Below are 25,764 nucleotides of genomic sequence, written 5' to 3'. Positions count from 1 at the left end.
GTCCTCTTCGGACGGAGAGACGGTCACGCGGCGGACATCCCCGTGACGCGCCACTTCCCGGCGACCCGCTCGGCCGTGACGCTCAGCTGGGCGGCGCCGGTGCTCTGCTGCCCGTCCCCCCGGGTGCCGGTCTGGTCGAGGAACACGAGCAGCGCTGCCCGGTCGCCGTCGAGCAGTTTCACCCCGGACACGACGGCGGTCGAGGTGACCACGAGCTTCTGGTCCACGGCCAGCTTGCGGACCTGCCCGAAGAGCTGGTCGTACTGGGCGAGCGCCGGCCCGCTGAGCAGCTCCTTCGCCGCCTCTTCACTCTTCGCCGGGTCGTCGTAGCGGTAGGAGAAGACCGTGCCGAGCGCGGCGCTGACCTGCTTCCCGGCGTCCGCCGTGCCCGCGACGTCGGAGAGCGCCGTGTTGTGCGCGACCACGGCGTTGGTGTCCCGCGCCTCGAGCGTGAACCACACGGCGAGCCCCGCCGTGACCACCACAACCACGACGGCCACCCACGGCACCCGGCGCTTCGGTTTCACCACCGGGGCTTCGGGCTCGGGCGCCGAGTCGTGGTGGCGACCGGCGACCTTCACCAGGCGCTTCTTCGTCGGCGTGGTCATGGCGCCTCCCCGGTCGGGACCTGGCCGAGCCCGGTGACGTGCCAGCCGTCGGGTCCGCGGGTCAGGTCGGCTTGGAAGCGGTTGCGCTTCGTCACGGCGTCGCCACCGTCCGGGGTCACGACCAGCTCGACCGCGGCGATCAGCTTGGCCGTGCCCGCGCCGGTGTCCACTTCGGTCACCGCCGCGTCGGTGACCTTGCCGGTGGTGACGGTCTTCGCCTGCGCGATCCGGTCGAGACTGCCCTGGCGGTCGGCCGCGAGCTCGTCGTGCAACGCGCCGCCGGACAGCTCCAGCCAGTGCTGGTACCCCGGCGCCGCCTGCCGGTAGTCCAAAGTGGTCAGCCCGGCGACCGCGGTCCGGCCGGCCTGCAGGGCCTCCTCCCGGACGACCGCACGCGCGACGCCGTCGTCGTGCGCCGCCTGCCACCAGGTGAACCCGGACCAGCCGGCCGCGACGGTCGTCACAACCACGGCCACCCACACGAAGATCCTCACGGCCGTCCTCCCGGTGCATTCTGCGAACCCCGCACGTTGGTCGGATCGCCCTTCGGCAGCGCGCAGCGCGCGGCCGTGTTCAGCGGGCGGACCGAGGTGTCGAGGCCGTTGTGGTACGGCGTCGTGTACCCGGTGGTGCACGGCGGTGGGTCGAAGAAGGTCAGCGACAGTCCGAAGTGGGCGCCGTCCGCGCGCACCACCGCGCTGCCCGCGGCGACCGCCTGCGGCGCGGTAACGAGCAGCTGCCGCAGCCCGTCCCGGCGGGCTTCGAGCACGTCCGCGGTGGTGAGCAGGTTCGCCAGCAGCACACCCAGCTGCGGCCCCGAGTCGCGGATCAGCGCGCCGACCTCGTTCGCCGCCGCGGGCACCGCCGGGATGAGGGTGCGCAGGTCCCCGTCGGACTGCTTGAGCGTCGCCGCGAGCAGCTTCGCGTTGGCGCCGAAGCTGCGGATCGCGTCGGCCTGCTGCACCTGCGTGTCGAGCACCGTGTGCGCGTCGGTGACGAACCGGGTCAACGGCGCGACGTGCGCGCTCGCCGCCTGCACGAACTCGATGCCGCGGCCGATCAGCTGGTCGAGCGCCGGGCCGGCGTCGGACGTCGCGTTGTACAGCTCGTCGACAACCGTGCGCAGCGCGGGCTTGGGCACCGACGCGGCGAAGGAGTCCACTGTAGACAGCACGACGTCGACCGGCAGCGGGATCTTCGTGTCGGCCTGGGCGATGACGGACCCGTCGTGCAGCTCCGGCCCGCCGTCGACCCGCGGCCGCAGGTCGACGTACTGCTCACCGACGGCCGACCGGTCGGCGACCACGGCCTCGGTGTCGGCCGGGACCGGCGTGGTGCCGGAGTCGATCTCGAGGTCGGCTTCCATCCCCGCCGGGGTCAGCCGCAGCTCGCCGACCCGGCCGATCGGCACCCCGCGGTAGGTGACCTCGGCGTTCGTGAAGATGCCGCCCCCGGTCGGGAACTGCGCCTTGACCGTGTACCCGCGGTCGAAGAACACCTTGTCGAGGCCCGCGTAGGTGGCCCCGACGTACGCGACGCCGAGCACGGCGATGACCACGAAGACCGTCACCTGGACACGCACGAACCGGGTCAGCATCAGTGGCCCACCTTGAGGAACCCGTTGAGGTAGTCACCGCGGATCGTGTCGAGCGCGGCGTCCGGGAACGGGAAGGTGAAGATCATCTCCATCGCCTTGGGCAGCTTGTCCCCGGAGTCGGCCAGCCGCCGCAGCAGCGGTTCGAGGGCCTTGAGGTCCGCGACGAGGTCGTCCTTGCTCTTGTTCACCGTGTCGACGGCGACGGACGTCAGCCCGTCCAGCGACTTGAGCATCCCGACCAGCGCCTCCCGCTGCTGGTTGAGGACGCCGATGCCGGGGGTCAGGCCGTTCAGCGTCGTGGTGATCTGGTCGGTGTGGGCGTTGAGCGTCTCCGCGAGCTTGTTGACACTCTCGATGGCGCGGGTGATCTCGGTCCGGTGCTCGTCGAGCCCCTGGACGAAGGTGTCCAAACTAGACAGCAGGCTGCGCGCCGCCGTCTCCTTGCCGCCGAGTGCCGCGTTGAGCTCGTGGCTGATGTTCTGGACCTGCGCGACCCCACCACCGTTGAGCAGCAACGACAAGGCCCCGAAGACCTCCTCGATTTCCGGGGTCAGCGTGGACCGGTCCAGCGGGATGGCCGCGCCGTCGAGGAGCCGGCCGGACGGCGTCGCATCGTCCGGCGGGGCCAGCTCGACGAACTTCTCCCCGAGGATGCTGGCCTGCCGCAGCCGCGCGACGGCGTTGCCCGGCAGGGCGACGTCGCCGTTGAGCAGCAGATCGACGAGCGCGCTGTGCCCGTCCGGCGCCAGCTCCACCTTGACGACCTGCCCGACCGGCACGTCGTTGACCTTCACCCCGGACTGCGGCACCAGGTCGAGCACGTTGGTGAAGCTCGCCGTGACGTGGATCGGGTGGTCGCCGAGCGCGGCGCCGCCGGGCAGCGGGATGTCGTAGACGCTCACCCCGCGCCCGCAGCCGGTGGTGACCAGCGCGAGGGTCACCACCGCGGCGAGTTTCAGCAGCGACTTCATTTGGGCTCCGCGAACTCGAGCAGGTTGCCGCGACCGTCGATGGTCCCGGTCGCCTGGTCGTACGCGCCCAGCAGGTTCGTCAGCGCGTTCGGGGCCGCGTCGAGGGCTTCGGCGAGCGAGTCCTTCTGGTTCACGAGCACCTTCGTGACGCCGGCCAGCTTGTCCACATCGGACTGGACCTGGCCGCGGTTGTCCTTGATGAACCCCTGCACCACCCCGAGCGCCTGGGTCAGCTCGGTCAGCGCGCCGGAGAACTGGTCCCGCTGGTCGGCGAGCACCTTGCTGAGCGACGCGATCTGCGAGATGGCCTGTTTCACCTGGCCGTCGTTGGCGGCGAGCATCGCGGTGAACTTGCTGATGTTGTCGACGGAGGTGAAGAGGTCGTCCTTGGCGTCGCTCGCCGTGCGGGCGAACTCGCCGAGGTTCTTGATCGCCTCGCCGATCGTCTTCCCGTTGCCGTCGAGGTACTCCGCCGACTTGGTCAGCACGTCGCTGACCGCGCCGTCCTTGTTGGCGCCCTGCGGCCCGAGCGCCGACATCAGCTGGTTGAGGCTGTGCAGCAGGTCGTCGACCTCGACCGGGGTCGCGGTGCGCTCGCGCGGGATCGACGCGCCGTCGGCCAGCTCCGGCCCGCCGCGGTAGACGGGCGTGATCTGGACGTACCGGTCGGCGACCAGGCTCGGGGTGATGACCACGGCGCCGGCGTCCGCGGGCAGCTGCGCGTCCGGCCGCAGGGTCATCGTCACCTTGACGTCGGTCCCGTTCGGCTCCACTTTGGACACCGAACCGATCGCGACGCCCAGCACCCGGACGTCGGAGTTCGGGTAGATGCCGACGGCGGCGGTGAAGTACGCGGTCAGCGTGCGCTCGCCCGGCGCCATCACGAGCGGCCACACCGCCGTGACCAGCAATGCGAGCACCACCCCGAGCGCGAGCGCCCGGATCCGCGTGCGACGCCGGGTCCGGGCGCCGAGGTCGATCAGCTGGTGCGCCATCAGCGTCCCCCGTTCTTCGGCGGCAGGCAGCTGCCCGGTGTGGTCCCGGTCGGGACCAGCCCGCAGATGTAGGTGTCGATCCACCGGCCGTTGCCGACGGCGTTGCCGAGCAGCCGGTAGAACGGGCCGGCCAGGCGCAGGCTGTCCTCGAGCTTCCCCTGGTTCTGCTGCAGCACGGTGGCGACGCGGTCGAGCTGGGCAAGCGCCGGGCCGAGGGTCTTCTGGTTGTCCGCGACGAGCCCGCGCAGCTGGATCGAGAGGTCCTTGATGCCGGTGAACAGCTTCGCGATCGCGTCCTTGCGGGCGTTGAGCTCGGTGAGCAGCGTGGAGCCGTCCCGGATCAGCGCCTGGATCTGGCCGGACCGCTCCCCGAGCGTCTTCGAGACCTGGTTGGTGTTCTGGAACAGCTTGACCAGCTCCTCGTCGCGGGACGCAAGCGTTTGCGACAAGGCGGCGATGCCGTCGAACGCGGTCCGGACGTCACTGGGCGCCGACGCGCCGAGGGTGTCCGACAGCGTGCGGAACGCCTGCGCGAGCTGGTCGGTGTTGATCGCGCCGACCGTGCTCGCCAGGTCGTTGAAGACGTCGGTGACGTCGTAGGGCGAGCTGGTCCGGTCGACCGGGATCGGCTGACCGGGGTTCAGCTCGCCGTTGCCGACCGGGTCGAGCACCAGGTTCTTCTGCCCGAGCAGGGTCTTGATCTTGATCGCCGCGGTCGTCCGGTTGCCCACCCAGGTGTCCTTGACGCGGAACAGCACCTCGACGTGGTCGCCGGCCAGCCGCACGTCGCTGACCTCGCCGACCTTCACCCCGGCGACCCGGACCTCGTCGTTCGGCTTCAGCCCGGCGGCCTCGTGGAACTCCGCCTTGTACGTGGTCCCGCCGCCGATGAGCGGCAGGTCGTCGGAGAAGAACGTCGCGCTGCCGATCAGGGCCATGACCAGCGCGGTCACCGTGCCGACGGCGATCGGGTCGCGGCTGCGGAACGGCTTGATGCGGGGCGGTTTCACCGGCACCTCCCGGCGGTCACGGGGATGCCCGGCGGCGGCCCGCCCGGCGCGGGTTTGGCGTCGGTTTGCACCGAGCAGAGGTAGAAGTTCGCCCACGAGCCGTAGGAGAAGAGCGTGCCGATGCGGTCGAGCTTCTTCGGCAGGTTGTCGACGAACTGCTGGAACACCGGGGTGTTGTCGGCCAGGTTCTTCGACAGGTCGCCGAGCGCGGTGATGCTGTCCTTGAGCGGCTGACGCCCTTCCTGGAGCAGCCCGGCCGTCGCGGTGGTCAGCTCGCCGAGCCCGCCGATCGCCTGCCCGATCGGCTTCGCGTCCGCGGCCAGGCCGGTGACCAGCTGCGCCGTGGTGTCGACGAGCGCGTCGAACTGGTCACCTTGGGCGTTCACGGTGTCGAGCACGGTGTTGAGGTTGCCGATCACCTGGCCGATGACCTGGTCCTTCCCGGCCAAAGTGGACGTGAGGGACGCCGTGTGCCGCAGCAGGTTCTCGATCGTGCTGCCTTCCCCTTGCAACACCTGGATGATCTCGAACGACAGCTGGTTGACGTCGTTGGGCGACAGCGCCTGGAAGAGCGGCTTGAAGCCGTTGAACAACGCGGTCAGGTCCAGCGCCGGCGTGGTCTTGTCCGGTGGGATGAGCGCACCTTCGGCCAGCGTCGGCGACGTGTCGGCCGCGCCCGGGTCGACCGAGAGATACCGCTGGCCGACCAGGTTGCGGTAGCGGATGGTGACCGACGCGGCCGCGGTGAGCCGGTGGGCCCGGTCGACGGCGAAGGTGACGTCGGCCAGCCGGTGCTCGACGACGTGCACGTCGTCGACCTGGCCGATCCGGACGCCGGCCATGCGGACCTCGTCACCGGCGTTGACCGACGTCGCGTCGGTGAACCGGGCGACGTAGCCGATCGTCGCGCCGACGCTGGAGTTCGCGATGGTGATCGCGAGGATCCCGGTGGCCACCGCGGTGACCAGGAAGAAGATCAGGCCCTTGATCGCGGGCCCGGTGACGCTCCTCATCGGACGGTCACCTCCGTCCCGCGCAGCGCGGGTCCGATCAGGACACTGCTCCAGTCCGGCACGGCTCCCAGCGTGGGCTTGAGCAGTTCCGCGACGAGCTGCCGTTCACCCGGGGAGTTCGCCGGGCCGAGGTCACCGTCGGTCGCCCCGGACGCCGCCGCCCCGCCGCCGTAGCACTTCGGCCCGCCGGTGGCGTCGAACCTCGGGGTGTCCCGGCCCGGCACGTACTTCTCGCGCGGGTCCTGGACGGTGAGCGTCACGTGCAGGCCCGGTTCGTTCGTGCCCTTCCCGAGGGCCTTCTCCATCAGGGGCTTGAGCCGGTTCACCGCGTCGAACAGGCACGGGAACTCCGGCGAGTACTGCGACAGCAGCTCCAGCGACGGCCGGCTCGCCGCCGAGACACCGATGATGTTGTCCTTGTTCTTCCGCAGGAAGTCGTTCAGGTGCCCGGTCGCGCCGGTGACGCTCGAGTAGAGGTTGTCGAGGTCGGCGCGAGTGTCCACAATGGTCTTGGCGGTGGTCGAGAGGTCGGTCAGCGCCTGCAGGATGTCCGGCGCGGCGCCGGTGTAGACGTCGGCCGCGTTCGCCAGCCCGGTGATGTCCGCCTTGAACTGCGGCATCAGCGGGTTGACCCGGCCGAGCAGGTCCTGCAGCTGCACGATGCTGTCCCCCAGCGGCTTCCCGCGGTTGTCGAGCGCCAGTGAGATCGCACCGAGGGAGCTGTTCAGCTTCTGTGGCTGGACCGCGCGCAGCAGCGGCAGCAGGTCACCGAGCACGCGTTCCAGCTCGATCGCGCTGGAGGACCGGTCCTGCGCGATGACGTCGCCGCCGCGCAGGGTCCCTTGTGGACTGTTCGGGAGCACGAGGTTGACGTACCGCTCACCGAACACCGTCTTCGGGAGCAGCCGCGCCGAGACGTTCTCGGGCAGCATCCCGATCTTCGCCGGGTCGAGCGCGAGGTCGATCTCGGCGCCCGTGCCCGTGCTGCGCACCGCCCGGACCTCGCCGAACGGCACACCCTTGACCTTCACCTCGGCCGTCGGGGCGAGCTGGTTGCCGACGCGGTCGGCCCGCAGCGTCACGAGCTCGGAGTCGTCGAAGTCCTTGTCGTAGATCGCCACGGCGAGATAACCGAGCAGGACCAGGACGCCGAGGAACACCACTCCGGCGAGCTGCGTGCGGAACCGGCTCATCCGGACACCTTCACCGTGGTCGTCGCGCCCCAGATGGCCAGCGACAGGAACAGGTCGAGCACGCTGATCAGCACGATCGACGTCCGCACCGCGCGGCCCACCGCGACGCCGACCCCGGCCGGGCCGCCGGACGCGCGGTAGCCGTAGAAGCAGTGCGTCAGGATCACGCCGACGCTGAAGACGAGCACCTTGCCGAACGACCACAGCACGTCGCCGGGCGGCAGGAACAGCGTGAAGTAATGGTCATACGTGCCGCCCGACTGTCCGAAGAAGACCACCGTGGTGAGCCGCGAGCCGAGGTAGGAGATCAGCAGCCCGATCACGTACAGCGGGATGATCGCGATGAACCCGGCGACGATCCGCGTGGTGACGAGGTACGGCATGCTCCGCACGGCCATCACCTCCAGCGCGTCGATCTCCTCGGAGATCCGCATCGCCCCCAGCTGCGCGGTGAACCCACTGCCCACAGTGGACGAAAGCGCGAGCCCGGCGACCAGCGGCGCGATCTCGCGCGTGTTGAAGTACGCCGTCAGGAAGCCGGTCATCGCGGAGATGTTGATCTGGTTGAGGGCGCTGAAGCCCTGCAGGCCGACGGTGACCCCGGTGAACACGCACAGCCCGACCATCACGCCGATGGTGCCGCCGATGACCGCGAGCGCGCCGCTGCCGAAGGTGACCTCGGCCAGCAACCGCACCACTTCGCGGAAGTAGCGCGTCACTGCGAGCGGGACGGCGGCGAGCGCGCGGACGTAGAAGAGCAGCTGGTCGCCGAGGTCGAACAGCCGGTTGCCGGGTTTGCGCAGCAGGCTGGTCACTCAGGTTCCTTTCGCCGGGACGAGCTGCAGGTACAGGGCGGTGAGCACGGTGTTGACGAAGAACAGCAGGAGGAAGGTGATGACGACGGACTGGTTCACGACGTCGCCGACCCCCTTGGGCCCGCCCTTCGGGTTCAGCCCGCGGTAGGAGGCGACGACCCCGGCGAGGTAGCCGAAGATCACCGCCTTCACCGAGCTGACGACGAGGTCGGGCAGCTGCGCGAGGGCGTTGAAACTGGCCAGGTACGCACCAGGCGTGCCGCCCTGGATGATGACGTTGAAGAAGTACCCGCCGAGCACCCCGACCACGCTGACCAGGCCGTTCAGCAGCACGGACGCGCAGACCGCCGCCTGCACGCGCGGCACGACCAGGCGCTGGATCGGCGAGACGCCGAGCACCTCCATCGCGTCGATCTCCTCGCGGATGCTGCGCGCGCCGAGATCGGCGCAGATCGCGCTGCCGCCGGCGCCGGCGATGATCAACGTCGTCACGATCGGGCTCGCCTGCTGCACGACGGCCAGCACGCTCGCCGCGCCGTTGAACTGCTGCGCGCCGATCTGGCTGGTGAGCGAGCCCAGCTGCAGCGAGATCACCGCGCCGAACGGGATCGAGACGAGGATCGCCGGCGCGATGGACACACTGGCGATGAACCAGAACTGCTGGACGAACTCGCGGACCTGGTACGGCCGGCGGAACATCGCGAGGATGATGTCTAGACCCATCGCGCACATCCGGCCGAACTCGCGCAGGCCGTTCGCCGCCCGCTGCTGCACCTGGATCGTCATGCCTTGCACCCGGTGCTGAAGCAGCGCAGCGTGAGGTTCGAGACGAAGGTGTTGCCCGGCCCCGAAACCAGACCGGTCAGCAGCCGGCTGACGTCTTCGTGCCCGACGCAACCCGCGAAGGACGGCGCGGTGAAGGTGGAGGTCACCTTCACCGGCGGGGCCGGCAGCGAGATCGGCACCAGCGCCTTGATGGTCACCGCCGCGGGGGCCGCGGTCCGGCAGCCCGGCCCGACGTCCAGGGTCCGGCCGTCCACTTTCACCTCGGAGAGCTTGATGAACACCTTCGCGGTCACGTCCGTGTCGGCGCAGATGTTCGTCTGGGTGGCCTTGCAGTCCTTGTCCTTGCCCGTGTGCACGGTCGCCGTGCCGGTGGCGTCGCCGTCCGGGACGATCTCGACCCGGCCGGTGGTGGCCATGAACCGGAACGCCACGAAGTAGCCGGACGTCGGCGGGATGCTCAGCTTTCCGGTGATCGGCACGGTGTTGGTGAGACCGCCCAGCGCGCCGTCGAAGGTGCCCGGCGGGAAGGCGATGTCGGACCCGAGCTTGGCCACGTGGCTCGTGGTCGGCTGCTGCGCGTCCCCGAGGGTGAACCCGAAGGGGATCTGGGTGGCCGCGGCCTGCGGCCGGGCCGCCGGCTCGCTGGGCGCGGCTTCCGCCGCACCCAGCGAGAACGCGGTCAGCACCAGCACGAGCGGCAGCGAAAACCGGGTCAGCAGCGCCATGCGGACTTCCTCATCGAAGGGGTCCCTTCCGAAGCTACTGACGATTCTCGTTGCCACACAAGGGTTTTCATATTCTTGTCACGCGGGTCTGCGTTTCCGCGGCCCCACTTCACTTCTTGGTGAGGGTCACCTCGAGCTTGTTGCCCGGACCGGAGGTGATGCCGGAGATCAGGCCGGTGAGGAAACCGCACCCGGTGAACTGCGGGATGCCGTACGTCGCGGTGAGCTTGCCGCCCTTGAGCGGGTCGAACCCGGGCGCCGAGACGAGCGGTACGTCGGCCGGCTTCACCGTGTGGCACGAGTTCGACGACAGGATCGGGAACCCGAACACGCGGACCTTGGTGAGCCGGACGTCCATCTGCGCGGTCGCCTTGACCGCGCCACCGGCGAGCGTGCCGTTGATCGGGCCGATCTGGCCGAGCTTCACGGTCGCGGACGCCGGGATGAAGCCGAGCACCCGGAAGTACACGTCCGACTTCGGGAGCTCGAGCTGCGCGCCGAACTTGCCCGAGGCGGCGTCGAGCTTCGCGTCGAGCGTGCCCGGGCCGAGCGGCAGCGTGGCGTGCAGCTGCTTGAGGGCCGACTTGCCCTTCACCGAGTACTTGACCTGGACGCCGTCCGGCGGCGTGGTCGTCGTGGGGGTGGTCGGCTGGGTGGTCGGGGTGGTGGGCTCGGTTGTCGGCGTGGTCGGCTCCGTCGTCGGAGTTGTGGGTTCCGTCGTCGGGGTGGTCGGCTCGGTGGTCGGAGTCGTGGGTTCCGTTGTCGGCGTGGTCGGCTCGGTGGTCGGAGTCGTGGGTTCCGTTGTCGGCGTGGTCGGCTCGGTGGTCGGAGTCGTGGGCTCGGTGGTCGGGGTGGTCGGTTCCGTCGTAGGAGTCGTCGGAGTGGTCGGCTCCGTCGTCGGCGTGGTCGGCTCGGTCGTCGGAGTGGTGGGTTCCGTGGTCGGAGTGGTGGGTTCCGTGGTCGGAGTCGTGGGCTCCGTCGTCGGAGTCGTCGGCTCCGTGGTCGGAGTAGTGGGCTCGGTCGTCGGGGTGGTGGGCGTGGTCGGGGTCGTCGGAGTGGTCGGCGTCGTGGTGCCGCCCGCCGGCTTGATCTCGAAGGTGCCCAGCTGCTGGTTCTGGCCCGGGACGGCGACGCAGTCCGACGTGAACGTGCCGAGGTCGGTCGGCTGGCCGTCCGCGGTGCGCGGGGTCATCGTGGTGCTGAAGTTCCCGACCGTCACCGACGCGGTGCCGGGGCTGGGGAACGTCACGGCCGGCGCCTTGCCGCTGCTCTTGACGTGGAACGCGCCGGACGCCGGCACCGGCGTCGAGGCGATGGTCAGCGGCAGGTTCAGGTTCAGCGTCTTGTCGACCGGGTACTTGAGCGTCGCCGCGGCCTTCGCGCTGCCGTCCAGCGAGGTCGCGCCGACCAGCGCCAGGCCCTCGGTGGCGGTCTCCGGCACGGTGACGTCGACGTCGAAGGTGATCGGGGTCGACGCGGCGCCCGCGACGGCGTTGTCCGGCAGGTTGGTGTCGATCTTGACCGTCAGCACCTGGTCGCCGATGAGCGGGAACGGGCAGTTGTAGTTCAGCGTCAGGCTCACCGGCGCGGCCTGGGTCGGCCCGGCCCCGACGAGCGCGACGGTCGCCGCGACCCCCGCGACGGTCACCGCCGCCAGGCCGTAGGCGGGCTTTCTCGACTTCCACGAAAACTTCACGGCTCGTCACCTCGGGGAATGGGGGAATTTCAGCAGAAAGTACCTCCGGGATTTCCGCCGAACAAGCGACACAACATTCTTTGTCACGCGCATCGGATAGCCACCACCCCGAAGGGTCACGCAGGTCAGGGCTTATCACGCGCAGACGAACCGCTGTCCCGAAAATTGTCACGCACACGGCCGACGGAACGTGAATCCTTGCTTCCGCGCAGCCTATCCCGTTACCTTTTCCCGGGAGGGAAAGGAGCGGCCATGAACCAGCCGGTCATCGCCGTGACGGACCTCGCGAAGAACTACGGCGAAGTCACCGCGCTCGCCGGGATCAGCCTGACCGTCGCCCGCGGCACGGTGCTGGCGGTCCTCGGCCACAACGGCGCCGGGAAGACCACGCTGATCGACATCCTCAGCACCCGGACCCGGCCCAGCGCCGGCGTCGCCCGCGTCTGCGGTTACGACGTCGTGCAGCGCGGGCGCGCGGTCCGGCGCCGGATCGGGGTGACCGGGCAGTTCGCCGCGGTCGACGACGCGCTGTCCGGGCGCGGGAACCTCGTGCTGATCGCCCGGCTGCTGGGCGCGAAACCGCGGCAGGCGCAGGCGCGGGCCGCCGAGCTGGTCGCGTCGTTCGGCCTCGAAGACGCGGCCGACCGCCCAGCCGGCACCTACTCCGGCGGCATGCGACGGCGCCTGGACCTCGCTGCGGGCCTCGTCGGCGCGCCGCAGGTGCTGTTCCTCGACGAGCCGACCACCGGCCTCGACCCGGTGAGCCGGGCGGGGTTGTGGACCGTCGTCGAAGGGCTCGCCGCGCGCGGCACCACCGTCGTGCTGACCACCCAGTACCTCGAAGAGGCCGACCGGCTGGCCGACCACGTGGTGGTCCTCGGCTTCGGGCACATCACGGTGTCCGGGACACCGGCGCAGCTCAAGGCGCGCCTCGGCGACCGGACGGCGACCCTGATCTTCGGCACCGAACTGGCGTTGCGCCGCGCGGTGGACGCGCTGTCCCGCTTGGGGATGGCGGCGGGCCGCAACGGGCTGGTGCTCGCCGTGCCGCTGTCCGGCCCGGGTGACGTCCCGGTGCTGGTGCGCGCGCTGGACGCGGCCGGCGCGCCGCTGCGGGACCTCACGGTCACCGAGCCGACGCTCGACGACGTTTACCTTTCCCTGCACCAGACGGCGGTGGGCTGGTGACGCAGGCCCGGCACCGCGCGGCCGTCAGCGCGCTGGCCGACCCGACGGCGTGGCCGGAAGCCGGGTTCTGGACCCAGGTCCGCGTCCTGGCGGCCCGGTCCCTGCGGACGGCCTTCGGCGACCGCCGGCTGGTCTTCTTCGGACTGTTGCAGCCGGTGGTGCTGCTTCTGTTGTTCAGCCAGGTGTTCAGCGGGGTCGGGGCGCTGCCCGGCGTCGCGGCGTACCAGGGTTACGTGAACTTCCTGGTGCCGGCGACGCTGGTCAACATCGCGATGACGACGGCGATGAGCTCGGGCGCGGGCCTGCTGGCGGAGATCTACGGCGGCTTCACCGGACGGCTGCGGTGCCTGCCGATCTCGCTGTTCTCGGTGCTGGTCGCCCGGACCCTGGCCGACTCCGCGCGCCTGGCCGTCCAGCTGGTGGTGACGGCGCTCGCGAGTGTGCTGTTCCTCGGCTTCCGCCCGGCGGGCGGGGTGGCCGGCCTCGGGCTCGCCCTGGTGGTGACGCTGGTGGTGGGCTGGTGCCTGAGCTGGGTGTTCGTGGCGATCACGACGTGGCTGCGCAAGGCGGAAACGCTCCAGGCGGCGTCGTTCGTGGTGATGTTCCCGCTGATGTTCTCCTCGAGCGCGTACATGCCCTTGGACACGATGCCAGCGTGGGTCCGTGCGGTCTCGGCGGTGAACCCGCTGACGTACGCGATCGACGCGACCCGCGCCCTGGCGCTGGCCCGCCCGATCGGCTGGTCCCTGACGGCGGCGCTGCTGATCGCGGCGGTGGCAGCGGTGGCGGGGTCGGCCCTGGCCGCGCGCACCTTCCGCGCCCGGGCTTGAGCGTCACCGGAGCAAGCGCGTCAGCCACACCACTTCGCCGTTGTCCTCTGTGGACACATGATCACGTTCGAAACCGAGCTTCTCGAGGACTCGGAACGACGGCGCGTTCCCCACGCCCACGGTCGCCCAGAGCCGGTTCCGCTCGGTCGCCTTCGCAGCCTCGACCACCGCGGCGGCGGCCTCCGTGGCGTACCCACGTCCGTGCGCACGATGGAACAGCTCGTAGGCGATCTCGGGCTCTTCGATGCTCGCGCGGCCGATGATCAGCCCGCAGTAGCCGATGAAGTCGCTTTCCGCACGGCGTTCCACGGGCAGTAAGGCGATCCCGGTCTCCGCCGTCGCGGCGAGCTGTTTCGTGATCAGCTCCCGGATGTGCTCGACCGTCGGGGTGCCCTTGCCGCGCTCGGCGTGCAGGGCGCGCAGGTCGCCGGCATCCGATGCGGCCCAAGGCCGCAAGATCAGCCGCTCGGTTTCGAGGTGGCACGTCATCGTCGGGTACGCGGACATGACTCCACTCTGCCTCAAGCCAGCGACTCCAGGCGTGTAACCGCCTCTTCCACCCCACCCGCCGCTTCGAACGACGCACGGATCTTCGCCGCGCCCGGGCGGTACCGGCCAGCCGACTCGATCGCCCTGCGGATGTCCACCGACTTCGCCCGGTCGAACCGGACCCGCACCCCCGCCGAAGCCGTCACCACCTGCTGGGCCAGCATCGACTGGTCGTCCCGGATCGGGGCGACCACCAGCGGCACCCCGGCCGACAACGCTTCGCACACCGTGTTGTGCCCGCCGTGGCACACGACCACCGACGCGTGCGCGAACACCGCCACCTGCGGGACGTGCCGGGCCAGCAGCACGTTCTCGCTGACCAGGCCGCCGGACGGATCCACCACCAGCCCCTGGACACCGGGCATGCCCGCCAGCGCGTCGACACTCTCGGCCAGGAACCGCGATCCCGCCGTGGCGTTCGACGTCCCGAGCGTCACCACGACCAGCGGCCGACCGTCCGAACCGGACCAGTCGCCGGACGCCGCGGGCAGCGCCGGGCCGACGTAGGACACCGGCACCGCCAGCCGGGAGCTCCCCGCCAGCGCCTGCGTGGTGAACGCCAGCACCAGGTGCGGTGAGAACCGCAGGTCGCCGAGCAGGACGCCGTGCCGGGCCCGCAGTCCGGCCTGCAGGTCGCCGACCCAGGACGCGATCTTCGGCAGCGAGCCCAGCGGGTCGGCCAGCTCGGTGGACGTCGACGCCGACGTCGCCCACGGCAGCCCGCACCGGGTCGCCACCAGCGCGCCCGCCATCGCCTGCTGGTCGGCCACCACGACGTCCGGCCGGAACGCCGAAACGGCCGAAGCCACGCCCGGCACCATCGCGTCCGCGAGCGGGACCAGATAGGACTCCCACAGGTACTTCAACGCCGCGAACCCGCGCAGCTCCGGCGGCCGCAGCGCCACCGAGAACGGCGCGGAGTCCCCCGCCGGGAACACCCGTCCGGCGACTAAAGTGGACACTTCCGGCTCAGACCCGCACCAGGCCACGGAATGACCCCGCGCCACCAGCGCGGCCGCCACCCCGCGCAACGGCGCGACGTGCCCGGCCAGCGGCGGCACGACCAGCAGCACCCTCACGCCGCGTGCCGCTCGATCCAGCGCAGCACCAGCTCACGCACCTCCCGGTGCTGCTCCACCAGCACCGAGTGCCCCTGCCCCTCGAACACGTGCAGCTCGCCGCGGGGCAGCAGCGACGTCAACGCCTCGAGGTCGTCGGCCTGGTACCCGTGACTGCCCAGGATGGACAGCACCGGGCAGCCGATCCCCGCCACCTGCTCCCCCGTGAGCAACGGTCCGAGCGGCACCTCCTCGGCCATCTTCGTCGCCGTGATCCGCTCGGCCGCCATCCGCGCGAGCCGGCGGTGGTGGGCGCTGAAGTTCGCCTCGATCCAGTCGAAGCTCTCCTCCACCTGCAGGAACCGCATGGTGTGCGCGAGGATCTCGCTCATCTTCCCGGCCCACACCTCGGTCGCGGGTTCGGACTCGATGCACACGATGCTGCGCACGCGTGACGGCTGGGCCACGGCGTAGCTGTAGGCGAGCGTGCCGCCGAAGCTGTTGCCCACCAGGTGCACCGGCCGGTCGACCCCGAGCTGCGCCAGCAGGTCGTCGAGGTCGGCGACGAAGTCGCTCAGCAGGTAGCCCCGCACCGGCCGCTCGGTCTTGCCGTGCCCGCGCAGGTCGTAGCTGATGACGTTGACGCCGGCGGCCGCGACCGGCGGCGCCAGCGTGAGGTAGAAGCTCGCCAGGCTGTCGGTGCCCATGCCGTGCAGGAACACCACGGTCTCGGTGCCGCCGGCGGCGACGAGCTGCACATTGGTGCGCAGCCCGTTCACGGTCATCGTGGGCACGTGCGCTCCCCCACGAACCGGGCGATGTCGCCGACGGTCAGCCCGATGACGTCGTCGAGGTCCTTCTCCGCCAGGTGTTCGGCGAGGTTGACGTCCGCGCCGAAGTGCTCGGCGAGGATGCTCGCGAAGGTCACCAGGTCGATGCTCTCCAGCTGCAGGTCCTCGTGGAACGTCGTGGCGGGCGTGATCTTGATGCCGAGCACCTCGGCGTCGCCGACGAGCTCGCTGAGCAGCTCGGCGACGACGTCGAACGTCGCGGACGCGTGGTCGATGGTCATGGCTCGCTCCTGAGTTGTGCGATGGCGGTGTCGCCGTCCAGTTCGACCGTGACGGCGAAGCCCGGCAGCTCCCGGCCGCGGCCGGAGATCCGGCCGTCGTCGTGCACGCGGATTTCCGCCGGGTAGACCGGTTCGGCGAGCCGGGCGCGGACGGCGTCCTTGGCAGCGATGCGCTCCAGCAGCCAGCCCCGCTGACGCCGTGGTTCGAGCGCGGCGAACTCCGCGCGTTCCTCGGCGGCGAGGTAGACACCGGCGTAGATGTCGCGTGCGGCGACGGTCGGCCAGCGGTCGGTGACCCGCACGCCGTCGCCGTCGGGCTCCGCGAGCAGGTATCGGTCGGGGAACGCGTACACGCGATGAGCCGCGCGGTCACACGGGAACCGGACGTCGCGCCAGCCCTCGATGGTCGCGAGCACCCGGCCGTCCCGCACCAGTTCGGCGTCCATCTCCAGGACGTCCGGCCGCGGCAACCGGACCCGCACCAGGCACTCGAGCCGCGTGCCGGGCGCGGGTTCCGGGCCGTGCCAGGTGAGCCGGCCGATCGAGCGCGGGAACGCGAGCAGGTTGTCCGACCGGGTGGCCATCAGCCAGCAGCCGAGCAGCTGGCCGACGTTGTCGAGCAGCCCGCCGGGCGCGGACGGCACCACCAGCTCACCGCGGATGTGGTGCTCGCCGAGACCGTCCAACCGGGACAGTCCCCGGTACGCCGGGCCGTGGAACATCTCACGCCGCGCGTAGATCTCGGCCGCGCTCAGCGGCGGCGCGGTCTCCGGCCCCGGCGGCCGGGTCCGGGACGGCGGTGGGGCAGCCGTCCCCAGCTCGACGTTCATCAGCGCGTACGGTCCGATCTCGACGGTGACGTGCTCGCCGTCCCGGCTCAGCGACAGCGGCACGCGCTGGGCGGGCGAAGCGATCAGCCAGCGGGAGAACACCGCGTCCCGCACCGCGACCGCCGTGGTGCCCGGCCAGGTGCGTTCGACGGTCCGGCAGGCGAGGTCCACCAGCGTGGTCGCGGGCACCACCGGCCGGAAGTCCGACTCGTCGGGCCAGTCCGCGCGCTGCCGGAAGAACCGGTGGTCACGCAGGTACGGCATCACGTCCAGCGAGACGTCTACAGTGGACTGAACCCGCTGCCGGGCCGCCGCCGCGACGACGTCCGCCGCGGTTTGACGGGTCTCGGTCAGCAAGGCGGTGAACTCGGCGACGATCGTGTCCGGCACCCCGGCGGGCAACACCGGCTCGACGTCCAGGAGGCTGCGTGCCGATTCTCCCAGTGACAGCAGGGAGTTCCCGGTGTTGAGCCGGATCCGCCGCGGCTCCAGGGCGGCGAAGTCCGGGCTGCCACCCTCGGTCCACAATGCCGTCGCGACGCGCCGCAGCTGGGCGAGCCCGGACCGCGTCCCGGACGCCGCGGCGACCACCAGGTGCCGCCGCTCGCCGAGCGTGTCGGTCAGATAGGAGCCGACCTGACCGGCGCCGACCTGCACGAACACCCGGAACCCGGCGTGGTGCATCGCCTCGGTCAGCGCCCGGAACCGGACCTGCCGCACGAGGTGGTCCAGGTACAGCTCGCGCACCGCGGCCGGCTCGGCGGGATAGGGCCGCGCGGTCGTCGCCGACCACACCGGCAGCGTGGGGGCGCGCAGGTCGAGCTCCTCGACGAGCCGGGCGAACGGCGCGAGGTGCGGGCGCATCAGCGGGGTGTGGAAGCCGGACCGGAACGGCAGGGTCCGGGCCACGATCCCCTGGCCGCGGCAGGTCACGGCGAAGTCCGCGACCGCGTCCGGCGGGCCGCACACGATCGTCTGGCTGGCCGCGTTCTCGTGGGAGATCACCAGCTCGTCCGGGAGCATCCCGGCCACGCGCGCGGCCGGACAGCCCAGCACCAGGTAGTCGGCCTCGGGCAGCTCGAACTCGAACCGCGCCGGCGCCGCCCGGTACATCCCGGCGGCCTGCATCGCCGTCCACTCGCCGACGCTGTGCCCGGCGAGCGCGTCCGGCCGGATCGCCAGCCGCCGCAGCGCCTGGTCGAGGACCAGCCCGGCCGCGGTCACGCTCGCCGCGCGGTCGAGCACGGTCTTGGTGGACCACTGTGGACGGTCGAAGCCGAAGTGCCGGGCCACGTCGGCGAGCCGTGGTTCGGCGCCGTCCTCCAGTCCCGGGTGGACAAACGCGGTCTTCCCGCCGGGCAGCAGCGGGTCGACCGAGCACCAGACGTCACCGCCGCCGTGCCACGACCGGCCGTCGGCCGCCACCTTGGTGAGCACCCGGCGAGCGGTGGCGAGCTTGCGTTCGTCGACGCCGACGATCCCGATCCGGCACCGGCCGGTACCGGGCTCCCCTCGTCGGTCGAGCCGGTCCAGCAGCTCCGACGGCGAGTCCGCGGCCAGCCGCAGCACGCGTTCCGGCTCGTCGACCCGCATCCGCCGCTTCGGCGCCGGATCCCCGGCTTCCAGCACGACGTGCGCGTTCACCCCGCCGAAGCCGAACGCGTTGACCGCGGCCACGCGCGGCAGCGCCCCCCAGTCCTCCGCCTCGGCCAGCACCCGGAACCGGGTCTTGTCCAGCAGCGGGTTCGGGTCGGCGCAGTTGAGCGTCGGCGGCAGCACGCCGTGGTGCAGCGCGAGCGCGACCTTGACCAGCCCGGCGACGCCGGCCGTCGGCAGGGTGTGCCCGATCATCGACTTGACCGAGCCGATCACCGACCGGGTCCCGCCGGCCTGGCCGAACACGTCGGCGATGGTGGTCAGCTCGGCGGCGTCCCCGGCCGGGGTGGCGGTGCCGTGGGCCTCCAGCAGGCCGATCTCCGCCGGGTCGAGCCCGGCCCAGGCCCGGCGCAGCGCCAGGGTCTGGCCGGCGACGGACGGGCTGAGCAGGCTCGCGCCCCGCCCGTCGCTCGACGTGCCGCTGCCGCGGACCACGGCGTACACGCGGTCGCCGTCGTGCCGGGCGTCGGCCAGCCGTTTGAGCACGACCACCGCGGTGCCCTCGCCGATGAGCATGCCGTCCGCGGCGCGGGACAGCGGGCTGATCCGCTGGCTCACCGACAGCGCGCCGAGCTGCGTGAACAGCGACCAGAGTGTGTCGTCCTGGGTCTGGTGCACCCCGCCCGCCAAGACGACGTCGCAGCGTCGCCGCGTCAGTTCTCCGATCGCCTGGTCGACCGCGACCAGCGAAGACGCGCACGCGGCGTCCACTGTGTACGCCGGGCCGCCGAGGTCGAGCCGGTTCGCGACCCGGGCCGCGGCGAGGTTCGGCACGAGCCCGGCGGCCGTCTCCGGCCGGAACTCGCCGAGCGGTTCGAGCAACGCCGTCCGCAGCCGGTCCAGCACCTCGGGCCCCGCCGAAGGCATCAGCTCACCGACTGTTCGGGTGACCTGCCGGACGGTGCGTACGCGCTGGTCGAAGCCCTGCAGCCCGGGCGAGAGGTAACCGCCCCGGCCGAGCACGACGCCGATCCGTTCGGGGTCGCCGAGCCGGCCGAGACCACCGGCGTCGTCGACCGCGGCCACGGCGACGGCGAGCGCCGTCAGCTGGTCGGGCTCGGTGCCGTCGAGGGAAGTCGGCGGCACACCGTGCGCGACCGGGTCGAACTCGAGGGTGTCCGGGGCGAACCCGCCGCGGCGGCCGTGCGTGCGGTCCGGCGCGGTGCCGTCGTGGCCGTGGAACGCCGGATCCCGGCGCTGCGGCGGGATCTCGGTGATCGCGTCGGCGCCTTCGACGAGGTTGTGCCAGTACTGGTCCACTGTGGATGCCCCGGGCAGGAACACCCCCAGGCCGACCACCGCGACCGGCTCGTGGCTCACCACAACGACGCCGTGTACAGCACCGCGCGGTCCGTGCCGTAGGCAAGCTCGCGCAGCAGCGCCGCGACACCCTCGTCGGCGTCGAGCAGGCTGACGTCCCGGCGCTCGTACTCGCGGGCGAGCTCCGGCGACACCATGCCGCCGTGGTCGTCCGCGGGCGCCCACGGTCCCCAGTGGACGGTCACAGCCCGCCCGGGCCAGCTTGCGCCCAGCGCCTCGAGCGCGTCGTTCGCGGCGGCGTAGTCGGTCTGGCCGCGGTTGCCGAGCACCGCGGCGATGCTGCCGAAGAACGTGACGAACCGGGGTTCGATCCCGGACTCCGCCAGCGAGGCGAGCAGCGCCTGAGCGCCGTCCACTTTGGTCTCGAAGACGGTTCGGAACGACTGCTCGTCCTTGTCGGCCATCAGCTTGTCGTCGATCACCCCGGCGGCGAAGACCACCCCGTCGACGCGGCCGGCCAGGTCCTTGACCAGGTGGTGTACGGCGTCGGGGTCACGCACGTCGAGCGTCCGGTAGGCCGGGTCACCACCCGCGGACCGGATCTGGTCGAGCGTGCGGCCGATCTCCCGCTGGGCCAGGACAGTCCGCACCCGCCGTTCGATGTCGGCGACCGAGCCGCCGCGCCCGGCGAGCACGGCGCGCATGGCCGTGGGGTCTTCGGGCAGGTCGTCCGGCTCACCCGGCCACGGGGTGCGCCCGGCGAGCTCGAGCCGGCACCCGGAGGCGGCGAACGCGACGGCCGCGCGGGCGGTGATGCCGCGGGCCCCGCCGACCAGCAGCACGACCGAGTCGCGGCCGAGGCCCAGCGCGGCCAGCTCACCCCCGCCCGGCCCGGCGCCGGAGTAGGCGAGGGAGCCGAGGTCCGCGGGCCGCGGTTCGACGGTGAACCGGCCGGTCTCGTCGTGCCCGACGACGGACGGGCCGTCGCTGAGGGCTTCGTCGACCAGCACCTTCGCGACGTCCTGCGTCATCTCGACGAGCCGGGTGACCCCGTCGCGTTCGAGCGCCGCCGCGCGGACCAGGCCACGCAGGCCGGGAGTGCGCGGCTCGGCCGCCACCAGGACAGTACCGCTCAGCGCCTTGAGCAGCAGGAACACGTCCGGGACACTGCGGCCGGCGGCCAGGACGACGGTGACGTCCGCGGCTTCGGCGACGATCTCCGCGCCCGCGCCGGTGAAGGCCGCACGCACGGACTCGTCGTCGCCCAGCACCGCGACGGTCTTCCCGCGCAGTCTCGCGGGATCCGGGGCGAGCGGCACCGGGACGCGTTCGAGCCGGTAGCGCGTCGGGGCGACGGCCCGGGGTGTGGGAGTCAGCCAGCTCTCGAGGTGCGCGGTGAGCGCGTCGGCCGTGCGGTCGCGGCTGAGCTGGTCGGTGCGGTCGTCGGCGGGCAGACCGAGGCGGCTCAGGAGCGTGCCGGCGATCTCGGTGCGTTTGATGGAGTCGATGGAGAGGTCGGCTTCGAGGTCGAGGTCGCCGGCGATCATGTCGGCCGGGTAGCCGGTGCGCTCGCTGATCACGCCGATGACGGTGGTGAGGACGTCGGCCGGAGCCGCCTCGACCACCGGCTCGGGTTCGGGTTCGGGCGCCGCGACCACGACCGGCGCGGGCGCGCTGCCGAGGTACCCGAGCATCACCTCACGCTGGGCGGCGACGAGCTCGCGGGTGGTGCGCAGGAAGTCGACGACCGCCTGGTCGCGGCCGGGGGCGGGCTGGGTCATGGCGGTACTCCGGATTCGTCGGGCCGGGGGCAGGGCGGGCGCCGCGGCACCGGGCGCGCGCACGGACCGCCCGTCAACGTCCCAGGCGGCTTTCACGGGCGGCTTCGGCCGGGTCAGCCGCTCGGTGCGAACGTCCACACCGGCTTGTGCAAGACGGGAAAGCGCGGTCAGGAAGGCATTGAGATCGGGTCCGCAGGCGACCACGGTGTGCGGGCGGTCGCCGAGGATGTCCGCGACGAGCCGGGAAAGCACCCGCCCGGGGCCGACCTCGACAAACGTCCGCGCGCCGGCCGCGTACATGGCTTCGATCTGGTCGAGGAACTTGACCGGTGCGCTGATCTGCGCGGCCAGTTCACTTCGGACGTCCTTCTGGTACGGCTTCGCGGTCCGGTTCGCCCACACCGGAAGCTTCGGTTCCACAATGGACTGTGTGCGGAGTTCGTCCGCGAAGACCGCGCTCGCGGCGGCGACGAGCGGACTGTGGAACGCGCAGGCGACGGGGATCCGCTTGGCCGCGATGCCGGTCTCCCGCAACCGCCGGATCGCGCGTTCGATCGCCGGAACCGGTCCGGAAAGGACAACCTGTTCGGGCCCGTTGTGGTTGGCAACAACAACATCGGGCCCGACGAGGGTAGGAGTGAGAGCGTCCCGCGACGCTTTGACGGCGGCCATCGTGCCGGGCTCGGCAGCGTCGGCGATGGCCTTCGCCCGGGCCCGGCTGAGCTGCAGGAGGGTATCGGTGTCGAAGGCTCCGGCGACGGCGAGGGCGACGAGTTCGCCGTAGCTGTGCCCGGCAAGGAAGTCGGGGCGGACGCCGACCTGGTCGAGCAGCCTTGCCACGGCGGTCTCGACGAGCCCGAGCGCAGGCTGCGCGACTTGGGTGTCGGTGAGGGCGCGTTCTTGCGCCTCCCGTGTTTGTGTGTCGAAGGCGGCGGGAGGGAACGCGGTGGCGGCGACGTCGGGGGCGAGCTGAAGGAGATCGGCGAGCTCGGGGAAGTGCACAAACAGCTCGGCGAGCATACCTGGGTGCTGGCTGCCTTGGCCGGAGAAGAGGAAGGCGATCTTGCCGGGTCCGCCGGTGGCGTGGTCGATGGCGGTCGTCGGCCGCTCGAACGGCCCGCTCACGCCTGGCTGTCGGTCCGGAGCAGTCGAACCCGACCGCCCGCCTGCGCCGCGACCGATGCCTGCCAGGATCTTCTCCGCCTCCGGATTCCAATCCCGCAGACCATGCCGCCGGTCCGGGGCCACCGGGCCTGCTGCCAGCACCGCGTGGAAGTTCGTGCCGCCGAAGCCGAAGGCGCTCACCCCCGCCAGCCGCGATGGGTTTGCCCATGGGCGGGCGGCCGTCGTGAACGTGAAGGGGCTCGTGGCCACGTCCCACGCCGCGTTCGGCTGGGTCAGGTGCAGCGTCGGCGGTACCACCTCGTGCCACAGGGCCAGCGCCGCCTTGATCAGCCCCGCCAGGCCGGCCGCGCACTTCGTGTGGCCGATCTGGCTCTTCACCGAACCGAGCACGCACGAGCCCGGCGACGCACCGGCCTCGGCGAAAAAGCCGGTCAGTGTGCGCAGCTCCGTCGCGTCGCCGACCACCGTGCCGGTGCCGTGCGCCTCGACCAGGCCGACCTCCGCCGGGGAAACGCCCGCGTCGCGGTACGCCCGCTCCAACGCGCGGTGCTGGCCCTCCGGGCGGGGCGCCGTCAGGCCTAGTGCCTTGCCGTCGCTGGCCGCGCCCACTCCCTTGACCACCGCGTAGATCCGGTCGCCGTCGCGTTCGGCGTCGGACAGGCGCTTCAGCACCAGGCACGCCACGCCCTCGCCGAGCGCGATGCCGTCGGCCGCCGCGTCGAACGGGCGGCAGCGGCCGGTCGGGGACAGCGCGCCCGCCGACGTGAACATCAAGTAGTCGTGGATGCCGTTGTGCAGGTCGACCGCGCCGCACAGCACCAGCGAGCTCGTCCCCGCGCGCAGCTCCTTCGCCGCGAGGTCGAGCGCGGCCAGCGACGACCCGCACGCCGCGTCCACCGTGTAGTTCGCGCCGCCGAGGTCGAGCCGGTTCGCGATCCGGCCGGAGATGACGTTCGCCAGCGTGCCGGGGAACGTGTCCTCGGTCGGTTCCGGCAGCTGGGCGAGCAGTTCGGGCGGCACCTCGTCGAGATAACCACCGAGCAATGACCGCAGGGTGCCCGCGTTGGCCAGGTCGCCGCCCGCTTCCGCGCCGAACACAACACTCGTGTTCTCGCGGTCGAACTCTCGCTCGGCGTACCCGGCGTCGGCCAACGCCCGGCGCGCGGTCTCCAGCGACACCAGCTGAGCCGGGTCGATACTGCCCATCGCGGCCGGCGGGATGCCGTAGTCCAGCGGGTCGACGTCCAGCGCGGGCAGGAACCCGCCCCACTTCGACGCCGACTGTCCGAAGTAGACGTCCGGGTCCCAGCGGTCACGCGGAACCTCGGTGACGGCGTCCACCCCGCGCAGGACGTTCGACCAGAACGCCTCGAGATCCGGCGCACCGGGGAACGCGCAGGCCATGCCGATGACCGCGATGTCCCTTGTGGACTCTTCCGAAGCCAAGACATCCCCACGGGCAAACGTTTTTCCCGAGGTGACATCGGCGTGCAGCTCGGCGATCGTCGTCCGGCTGTCCCGCAGCACGGCGACCTCGCCCGCCATGTACATCCCCTCGGCGAGCTGGGTCGCCTCGTCGAGCCGCTCGCCGTCACGCCGGACACCCTTGCTCGCGACGCGCAGCCGTCCGGTGTTCAGCTCCTCCAGCCGTTGCCACGCCTCCTGCGCGGGAACGTCCCGCAGGCTCGCCTTGACCTGCTCGAACTCCGTCGTGTACGGACTCGGCAGACAGCGTGTACGGTGCCCCGGCGCGGTTTCGAGCGTGACCGTGGCTTGGGCGGCGAACGCGCGTTCCTGAAACAGGCCGGTGATCGCGCCGTGCGTCACGGCTTCTTCGGTGAACAGGTACGCGGTGCCCATGAGAATGCCGACACCGTCGAGCGGCGCCGCCATCGCGGTGACCATCGCGGCCGAACGAGCGTCGTGGATCCCGCCCGCGAAAAGCACCTCGACGTCCTTGGCCGCGCCGAGAACCGCCAGCTGCTCTTCCCACAGCTCAAAACTCGACCGCGGACCGACGTGCCCACCGCACTCGGCGCCCTCGAAGACGAACCGGCGGACCCCGGCGTCGAGGTACTGCCCGAGCAGGATCGGCGACGGCACGTGCAGGAACGTCGCGATGCCCTCGGCCTCCAAAGCCTTGGCCTGTCCCGGTTTCCCGCCCGCGATCAGCACGCACCGCGGCCGCGCGGCCCGGATCGCGGCGAGCTGTTCGGCTCGCAGGTCGTCGGGCACGAACCCGAGGATGCCCGCGCCCCACGGCCGGTCGCCGAGGCGCTCGGCGGTGCGGCGGAGCAGCTCGGTGGTACGCGCGCCGTTCGCGGTGGCCACGGCGACAAACGGGAACCCGCCCGCTTCGGCGACCGCGGCAGCGAAGCCCGGCTGGTCGCTCACCCGCGTCATCGGGCCCTGGACGACCGGCAGCGCACTGCCCAGCGTCCGGCACAACCGGGTACCCAGCGCGGCCGCGGGCACCTCGGCGCCGACGATCCGGCGCACCTCGGTGTCCACCGCGGACGGTGTGACCACTCCCGCCGCGCCACCGGCGAGCGCACCCACCGCCGTGCGCGGACCGGCCACCGTGCCCCACACCGGGACGTCGAAGCTGTTCAGGAGTTGTTGCAGCAGAACGAAGTCGCTCAGCTCACCACCACGTGCGACCAGCCCGAGCGCGCCGCCGCTGACCGCCTCGGCCGCGGTGGTGACGTCCGCAACCTCGGCTAGCGCGCCCGTCCACGGCGCCTTCGTCCGGACAGCGAAGGCCGCGCCCGCGGGCAGCGGGCCGTCGGTGCGCACGCCGTAGGGCACCCGGACCCGGGCCGCGACCAGCCGCAGGTCGGCCGGGTCGGCGCCGTCGAGCACACCGAGGCCACCGCCGCGCGCGACCGCGGCCACCTCGCCGGGGTCGCCGAAGCCCAGGCACCGCAGCCGTCGAGCGTGCGACGGCGGGACGAGCTCGGCCATCGGCTGACCTCCTGTGCGCGGGACGGGGGTGATCTTCACCGG

General features: G+C 71.7%; 20 protein-coding genes. 2 read left to right on the top strand and 18 right to left on the bottom strand.

Translation table 11 applies throughout. The features are described 5' to 3' along the window. Window positions 1-23: 23 nt before the first annotated feature. The 12 genes from ACZ63E_RS15345 to ACZ63E_RS15290 all read right to left on the bottom strand — a co-directional run bounded on the left by ACZ63E_RS15345 (window position 24) and on the right by ACZ63E_RS15290 (window position 11,409). Complete coding sequence (locus tag ACZ63E_RS15345; protein ID WP_465336538.1) at window positions 24-608, bottom strand: hypothetical protein; 585 nt, start codon at window positions 606-608, stop codon at window positions 24-26. Next, window positions 605-1,102, bottom strand: a complete 498-nt coding sequence (locus ACZ63E_RS15340) for a hypothetical protein (RefSeq protein ID WP_465336537.1) — start codon at window positions 1,100-1,102, stop codon at window positions 605-607. Before ACZ63E_RS15340 ends, ACZ63E_RS15345 begins: the two co-directional genes overlap by 4 nt. Further along, the gene (locus tag ACZ63E_RS15335) at window positions 1,099-2,205 is read right to left on the bottom strand and encodes an MCE family protein (protein ID WP_465336536.1); all 1,107 of its coding nucleotides are present in this window, start codon (window positions 2,203-2,205) and stop codon (window positions 1,099-1,101) included. Before ACZ63E_RS15335 ends, ACZ63E_RS15340 begins: the two co-directional genes overlap by 4 nt. Beyond that, a complete protein-coding gene (locus ACZ63E_RS15330; protein WP_465336535.1) occupies window positions 2,205-3,176 on the bottom strand; it encodes an MCE family protein in 972 nt (323 codons plus the stop codon). Before ACZ63E_RS15330 ends, ACZ63E_RS15335 begins: the two co-directional genes overlap by 1 nt. Then, window positions 3,173-4,171, bottom strand: a complete 999-nt coding sequence (locus ACZ63E_RS15325) for an MCE family protein (RefSeq protein WP_465336534.1) — start codon at window positions 4,169-4,171, stop codon at window positions 3,173-3,175. Before ACZ63E_RS15325 ends, ACZ63E_RS15330 begins: the two co-directional genes overlap by 4 nt. Further along, window positions 4,171-5,181 (bottom strand): MCE family protein, encoded by a 1,011-nt coding sequence (locus ACZ63E_RS15320; RefSeq protein ID WP_465336533.1) that lies wholly within the window; start codon window positions 5,179-5,181, stop codon window positions 4,171-4,173. The genes ACZ63E_RS15325 and ACZ63E_RS15320 overlap by 1 nt, the downstream gene beginning before the upstream one ends. Then, window positions 5,178-6,194 carry an MCE family protein gene (locus ACZ63E_RS15315; protein WP_465336532.1) on the bottom strand — a complete coding sequence of 339 codons (1,017 nt, stop codon included), beginning with the start codon at window positions 6,192-6,194 and terminating at the stop codon, window positions 5,178-5,180. The genes ACZ63E_RS15320 and ACZ63E_RS15315 overlap by 4 nt, the downstream gene beginning before the upstream one ends. After that, on the bottom strand, window positions 6,191-7,387 hold the full coding sequence (locus ACZ63E_RS15310; protein WP_465336531.1) for an MCE family protein: 1,197 nt from the start codon (window positions 7,385-7,387) through the stop codon (window positions 6,191-6,193). The genes ACZ63E_RS15315 and ACZ63E_RS15310 overlap by 4 nt, the downstream gene beginning before the upstream one ends. Further along, window positions 7,384-8,202, bottom strand: coding sequence for an MlaE family ABC transporter permease (locus ACZ63E_RS15305; protein ID WP_465336530.1), 819 nt, complete (start codon window positions 8,200-8,202; stop codon window positions 7,384-7,386). The genes ACZ63E_RS15310 and ACZ63E_RS15305 overlap by 4 nt, the downstream gene beginning before the upstream one ends. After that, the gene (locus ACZ63E_RS15300; RefSeq protein WP_465303245.1) at window positions 8,203-8,988 is read right to left on the bottom strand and encodes an MlaE family ABC transporter permease; all 786 of its coding nucleotides are present in this window, start codon (window positions 8,986-8,988) and stop codon (window positions 8,203-8,205) included. It lies immediately after the preceding gene. Beyond that, complete coding sequence (locus tag ACZ63E_RS15295; RefSeq protein ID WP_465336529.1) at window positions 8,985-9,713, bottom strand: hypothetical protein; 729 nt, start codon at window positions 9,711-9,713, stop codon at window positions 8,985-8,987. Before ACZ63E_RS15295 ends, ACZ63E_RS15300 begins: the two co-directional genes overlap by 4 nt. 109 nt (window positions 9,714-9,822) lie before the next feature. Next, a complete protein-coding gene (locus ACZ63E_RS15290; protein ID WP_465336528.1) occupies window positions 9,823-11,409 on the bottom strand; it encodes a DUF6801 domain-containing protein in 1,587 nt (528 codons plus the stop codon). 252 nt (window positions 11,410-11,661) lie between these two features. Between ACZ63E_RS15290 and ACZ63E_RS15285 the strand changes: the two genes are divergently transcribed. After that, the gene (locus tag ACZ63E_RS15285; RefSeq protein ID WP_465336527.1) at window positions 11,662-12,597 is read left to right on the top strand and encodes an ATP-binding cassette domain-containing protein; all 936 of its coding nucleotides are present in this window, start codon (window positions 11,662-11,664) and stop codon (window positions 12,595-12,597) included. Beyond that, a complete protein-coding gene (locus ACZ63E_RS15280) occupies window positions 12,594-13,427 on the top strand; it encodes an ABC transporter permease (RefSeq protein WP_465336526.1) in 834 nt (277 codons plus the stop codon). The genes ACZ63E_RS15285 and ACZ63E_RS15280 overlap by 4 nt, the downstream gene beginning before the upstream one ends. A 3-nt stretch (window positions 13,428-13,430) precedes the next feature. Here the strand turns inward: ACZ63E_RS15280 and ACZ63E_RS15275 are convergent, their stop codons facing one another. Genes ACZ63E_RS15275 through ACZ63E_RS15250 form a run of 6 tightly spaced genes read right to left on the bottom strand, consistent with a single transcriptional unit; the run spans window position 13,431 to window position 25,722 of the window. Next, window positions 13,431-13,934, bottom strand: coding sequence for a GNAT family N-acetyltransferase (locus ACZ63E_RS15275; RefSeq protein WP_465336525.1), 504 nt, complete (start codon window positions 13,932-13,934; stop codon window positions 13,431-13,433). Window positions 13,935-13,948: 14 nt separating this feature from the next. Further along, entirely contained in the window at window positions 13,949-15,055 is a 1,107-nt protein-coding gene (locus ACZ63E_RS15270; RefSeq protein ID WP_465336524.1) for a glycosyltransferase, read from the bottom strand. Continuing rightward, entirely contained in the window at window positions 15,052-15,828 is a 777-nt protein-coding gene (locus ACZ63E_RS15265) for an alpha/beta fold hydrolase (RefSeq protein ID WP_465336523.1), read from the bottom strand. Before ACZ63E_RS15265 ends, ACZ63E_RS15270 begins: the two co-directional genes overlap by 4 nt. Further along, window positions 15,816-16,106, bottom strand: coding sequence for a phosphopantetheine-binding protein (locus tag ACZ63E_RS15260; RefSeq protein ID WP_465336522.1), 291 nt, complete (start codon window positions 16,104-16,106; stop codon window positions 15,816-15,818). The genes ACZ63E_RS15265 and ACZ63E_RS15260 overlap by 13 nt, the downstream gene beginning before the upstream one ends. After that, window positions 16,103-19,915: a beta-ketoacyl synthase N-terminal-like domain-containing protein gene (locus tag ACZ63E_RS15255; RefSeq protein WP_465336520.1), complete on the bottom strand. Its 3,813-nt coding sequence runs from the start codon at window positions 19,913-19,915 to the stop codon at window positions 16,103-16,105. Before ACZ63E_RS15255 ends, ACZ63E_RS15260 begins: the two co-directional genes overlap by 4 nt. Continuing rightward, window positions 19,909-25,722 (bottom strand): SDR family NAD(P)-dependent oxidoreductase, encoded by a 5,814-nt coding sequence (locus ACZ63E_RS15250; RefSeq protein ID WP_465336519.1) that lies wholly within the window; start codon window positions 25,720-25,722, stop codon window positions 19,909-19,911. The genes ACZ63E_RS15255 and ACZ63E_RS15250 overlap by 7 nt, the downstream gene beginning before the upstream one ends. Window positions 25,723-25,764 lie beyond the last annotated feature (42 nt).

The organism is Amycolatopsis sp. NPDC104819 (assembly GCF_055583145.1).
Note: the sequence above shows the minus strand (reverse complement) of the source record. Positions and strands in the feature narration are given on the sequence as shown.

Bases quoted from the DNA above. Each gene is read 5' to 3' on its own strand.
- ACZ63E_RS15345 (WP_465336538.1), bottom strand. From the start codon at position 608: ATGACCACGCCGACGAAGAAGCGCCTGGTGAAGGTCGCCGGTCGCCAC.
- ACZ63E_RS15335 (WP_465336536.1), bottom strand. From the start codon at position 2,205: ATGCTGACCCGGTTCGTGCGTGTCCAGGTGACGGTCTTCGTGGTCATC.
- ACZ63E_RS15330 (WP_465336535.1), bottom strand. From the start codon at position 3,176: ATGAAGTCGCTGCTGAAACTCGCCGCGGTGGTGACCCTCGCGCTGGTC.
- ACZ63E_RS15325 (WP_465336534.1), bottom strand. From the start codon at position 4,171: ATGGCGCACCAGCTGATCGACCTCGGCGCCCGGACCCGGCGTCGCACG.
- ACZ63E_RS15315 (WP_465336532.1), bottom strand. From the start codon at position 6,194: ATGAGGAGCGTCACCGGGCCCGCGATCAAGGGCCTGATCTTCTTCCTG.
- ACZ63E_RS15310 (WP_465336531.1), bottom strand. From the start codon at position 7,387: ATGAGCCGGTTCCGCACGCAGCTCGCCGGAGTGGTGTTCCTCGGCGTC.
- ACZ63E_RS15300 (WP_465303245.1), bottom strand. From the start codon at position 8,988: ATGACGATCCAGGTGCAGCAGCGGGCGGCGAACGGCCTGCGCGAGTTC.
- ACZ63E_RS15295 (WP_465336529.1), bottom strand. From the start codon at position 9,713: ATGGCGCTGCTGACCCGGTTTTCGCTGCCGCTCGTGCTGGTGCTGACC.
- ACZ63E_RS15285 (WP_465336527.1), top strand. From the start codon at position 11,662: ATGAACCAGCCGGTCATCGCCGTGACGGACCTCGCGAAGAACTACGGC.
- ACZ63E_RS15275 (WP_465336525.1), bottom strand. From the start codon at position 13,934: ATGTCCGCGTACCCGACGATGACGTGCCACCTCGAAACCGAGCGGCTG.
- ACZ63E_RS15260 (WP_465336522.1), bottom strand. From the start codon at position 16,106: ATGACCATCGACCACGCGTCCGCGACGTTCGACGTCGTCGCCGAGCTG.
- ACZ63E_RS15250 (WP_465336519.1), bottom strand. From the start codon at position 25,722: ATGGCCGAGCTCGTCCCGCCGTCGCACGCTCGACGGCTGCGGTGCCTG.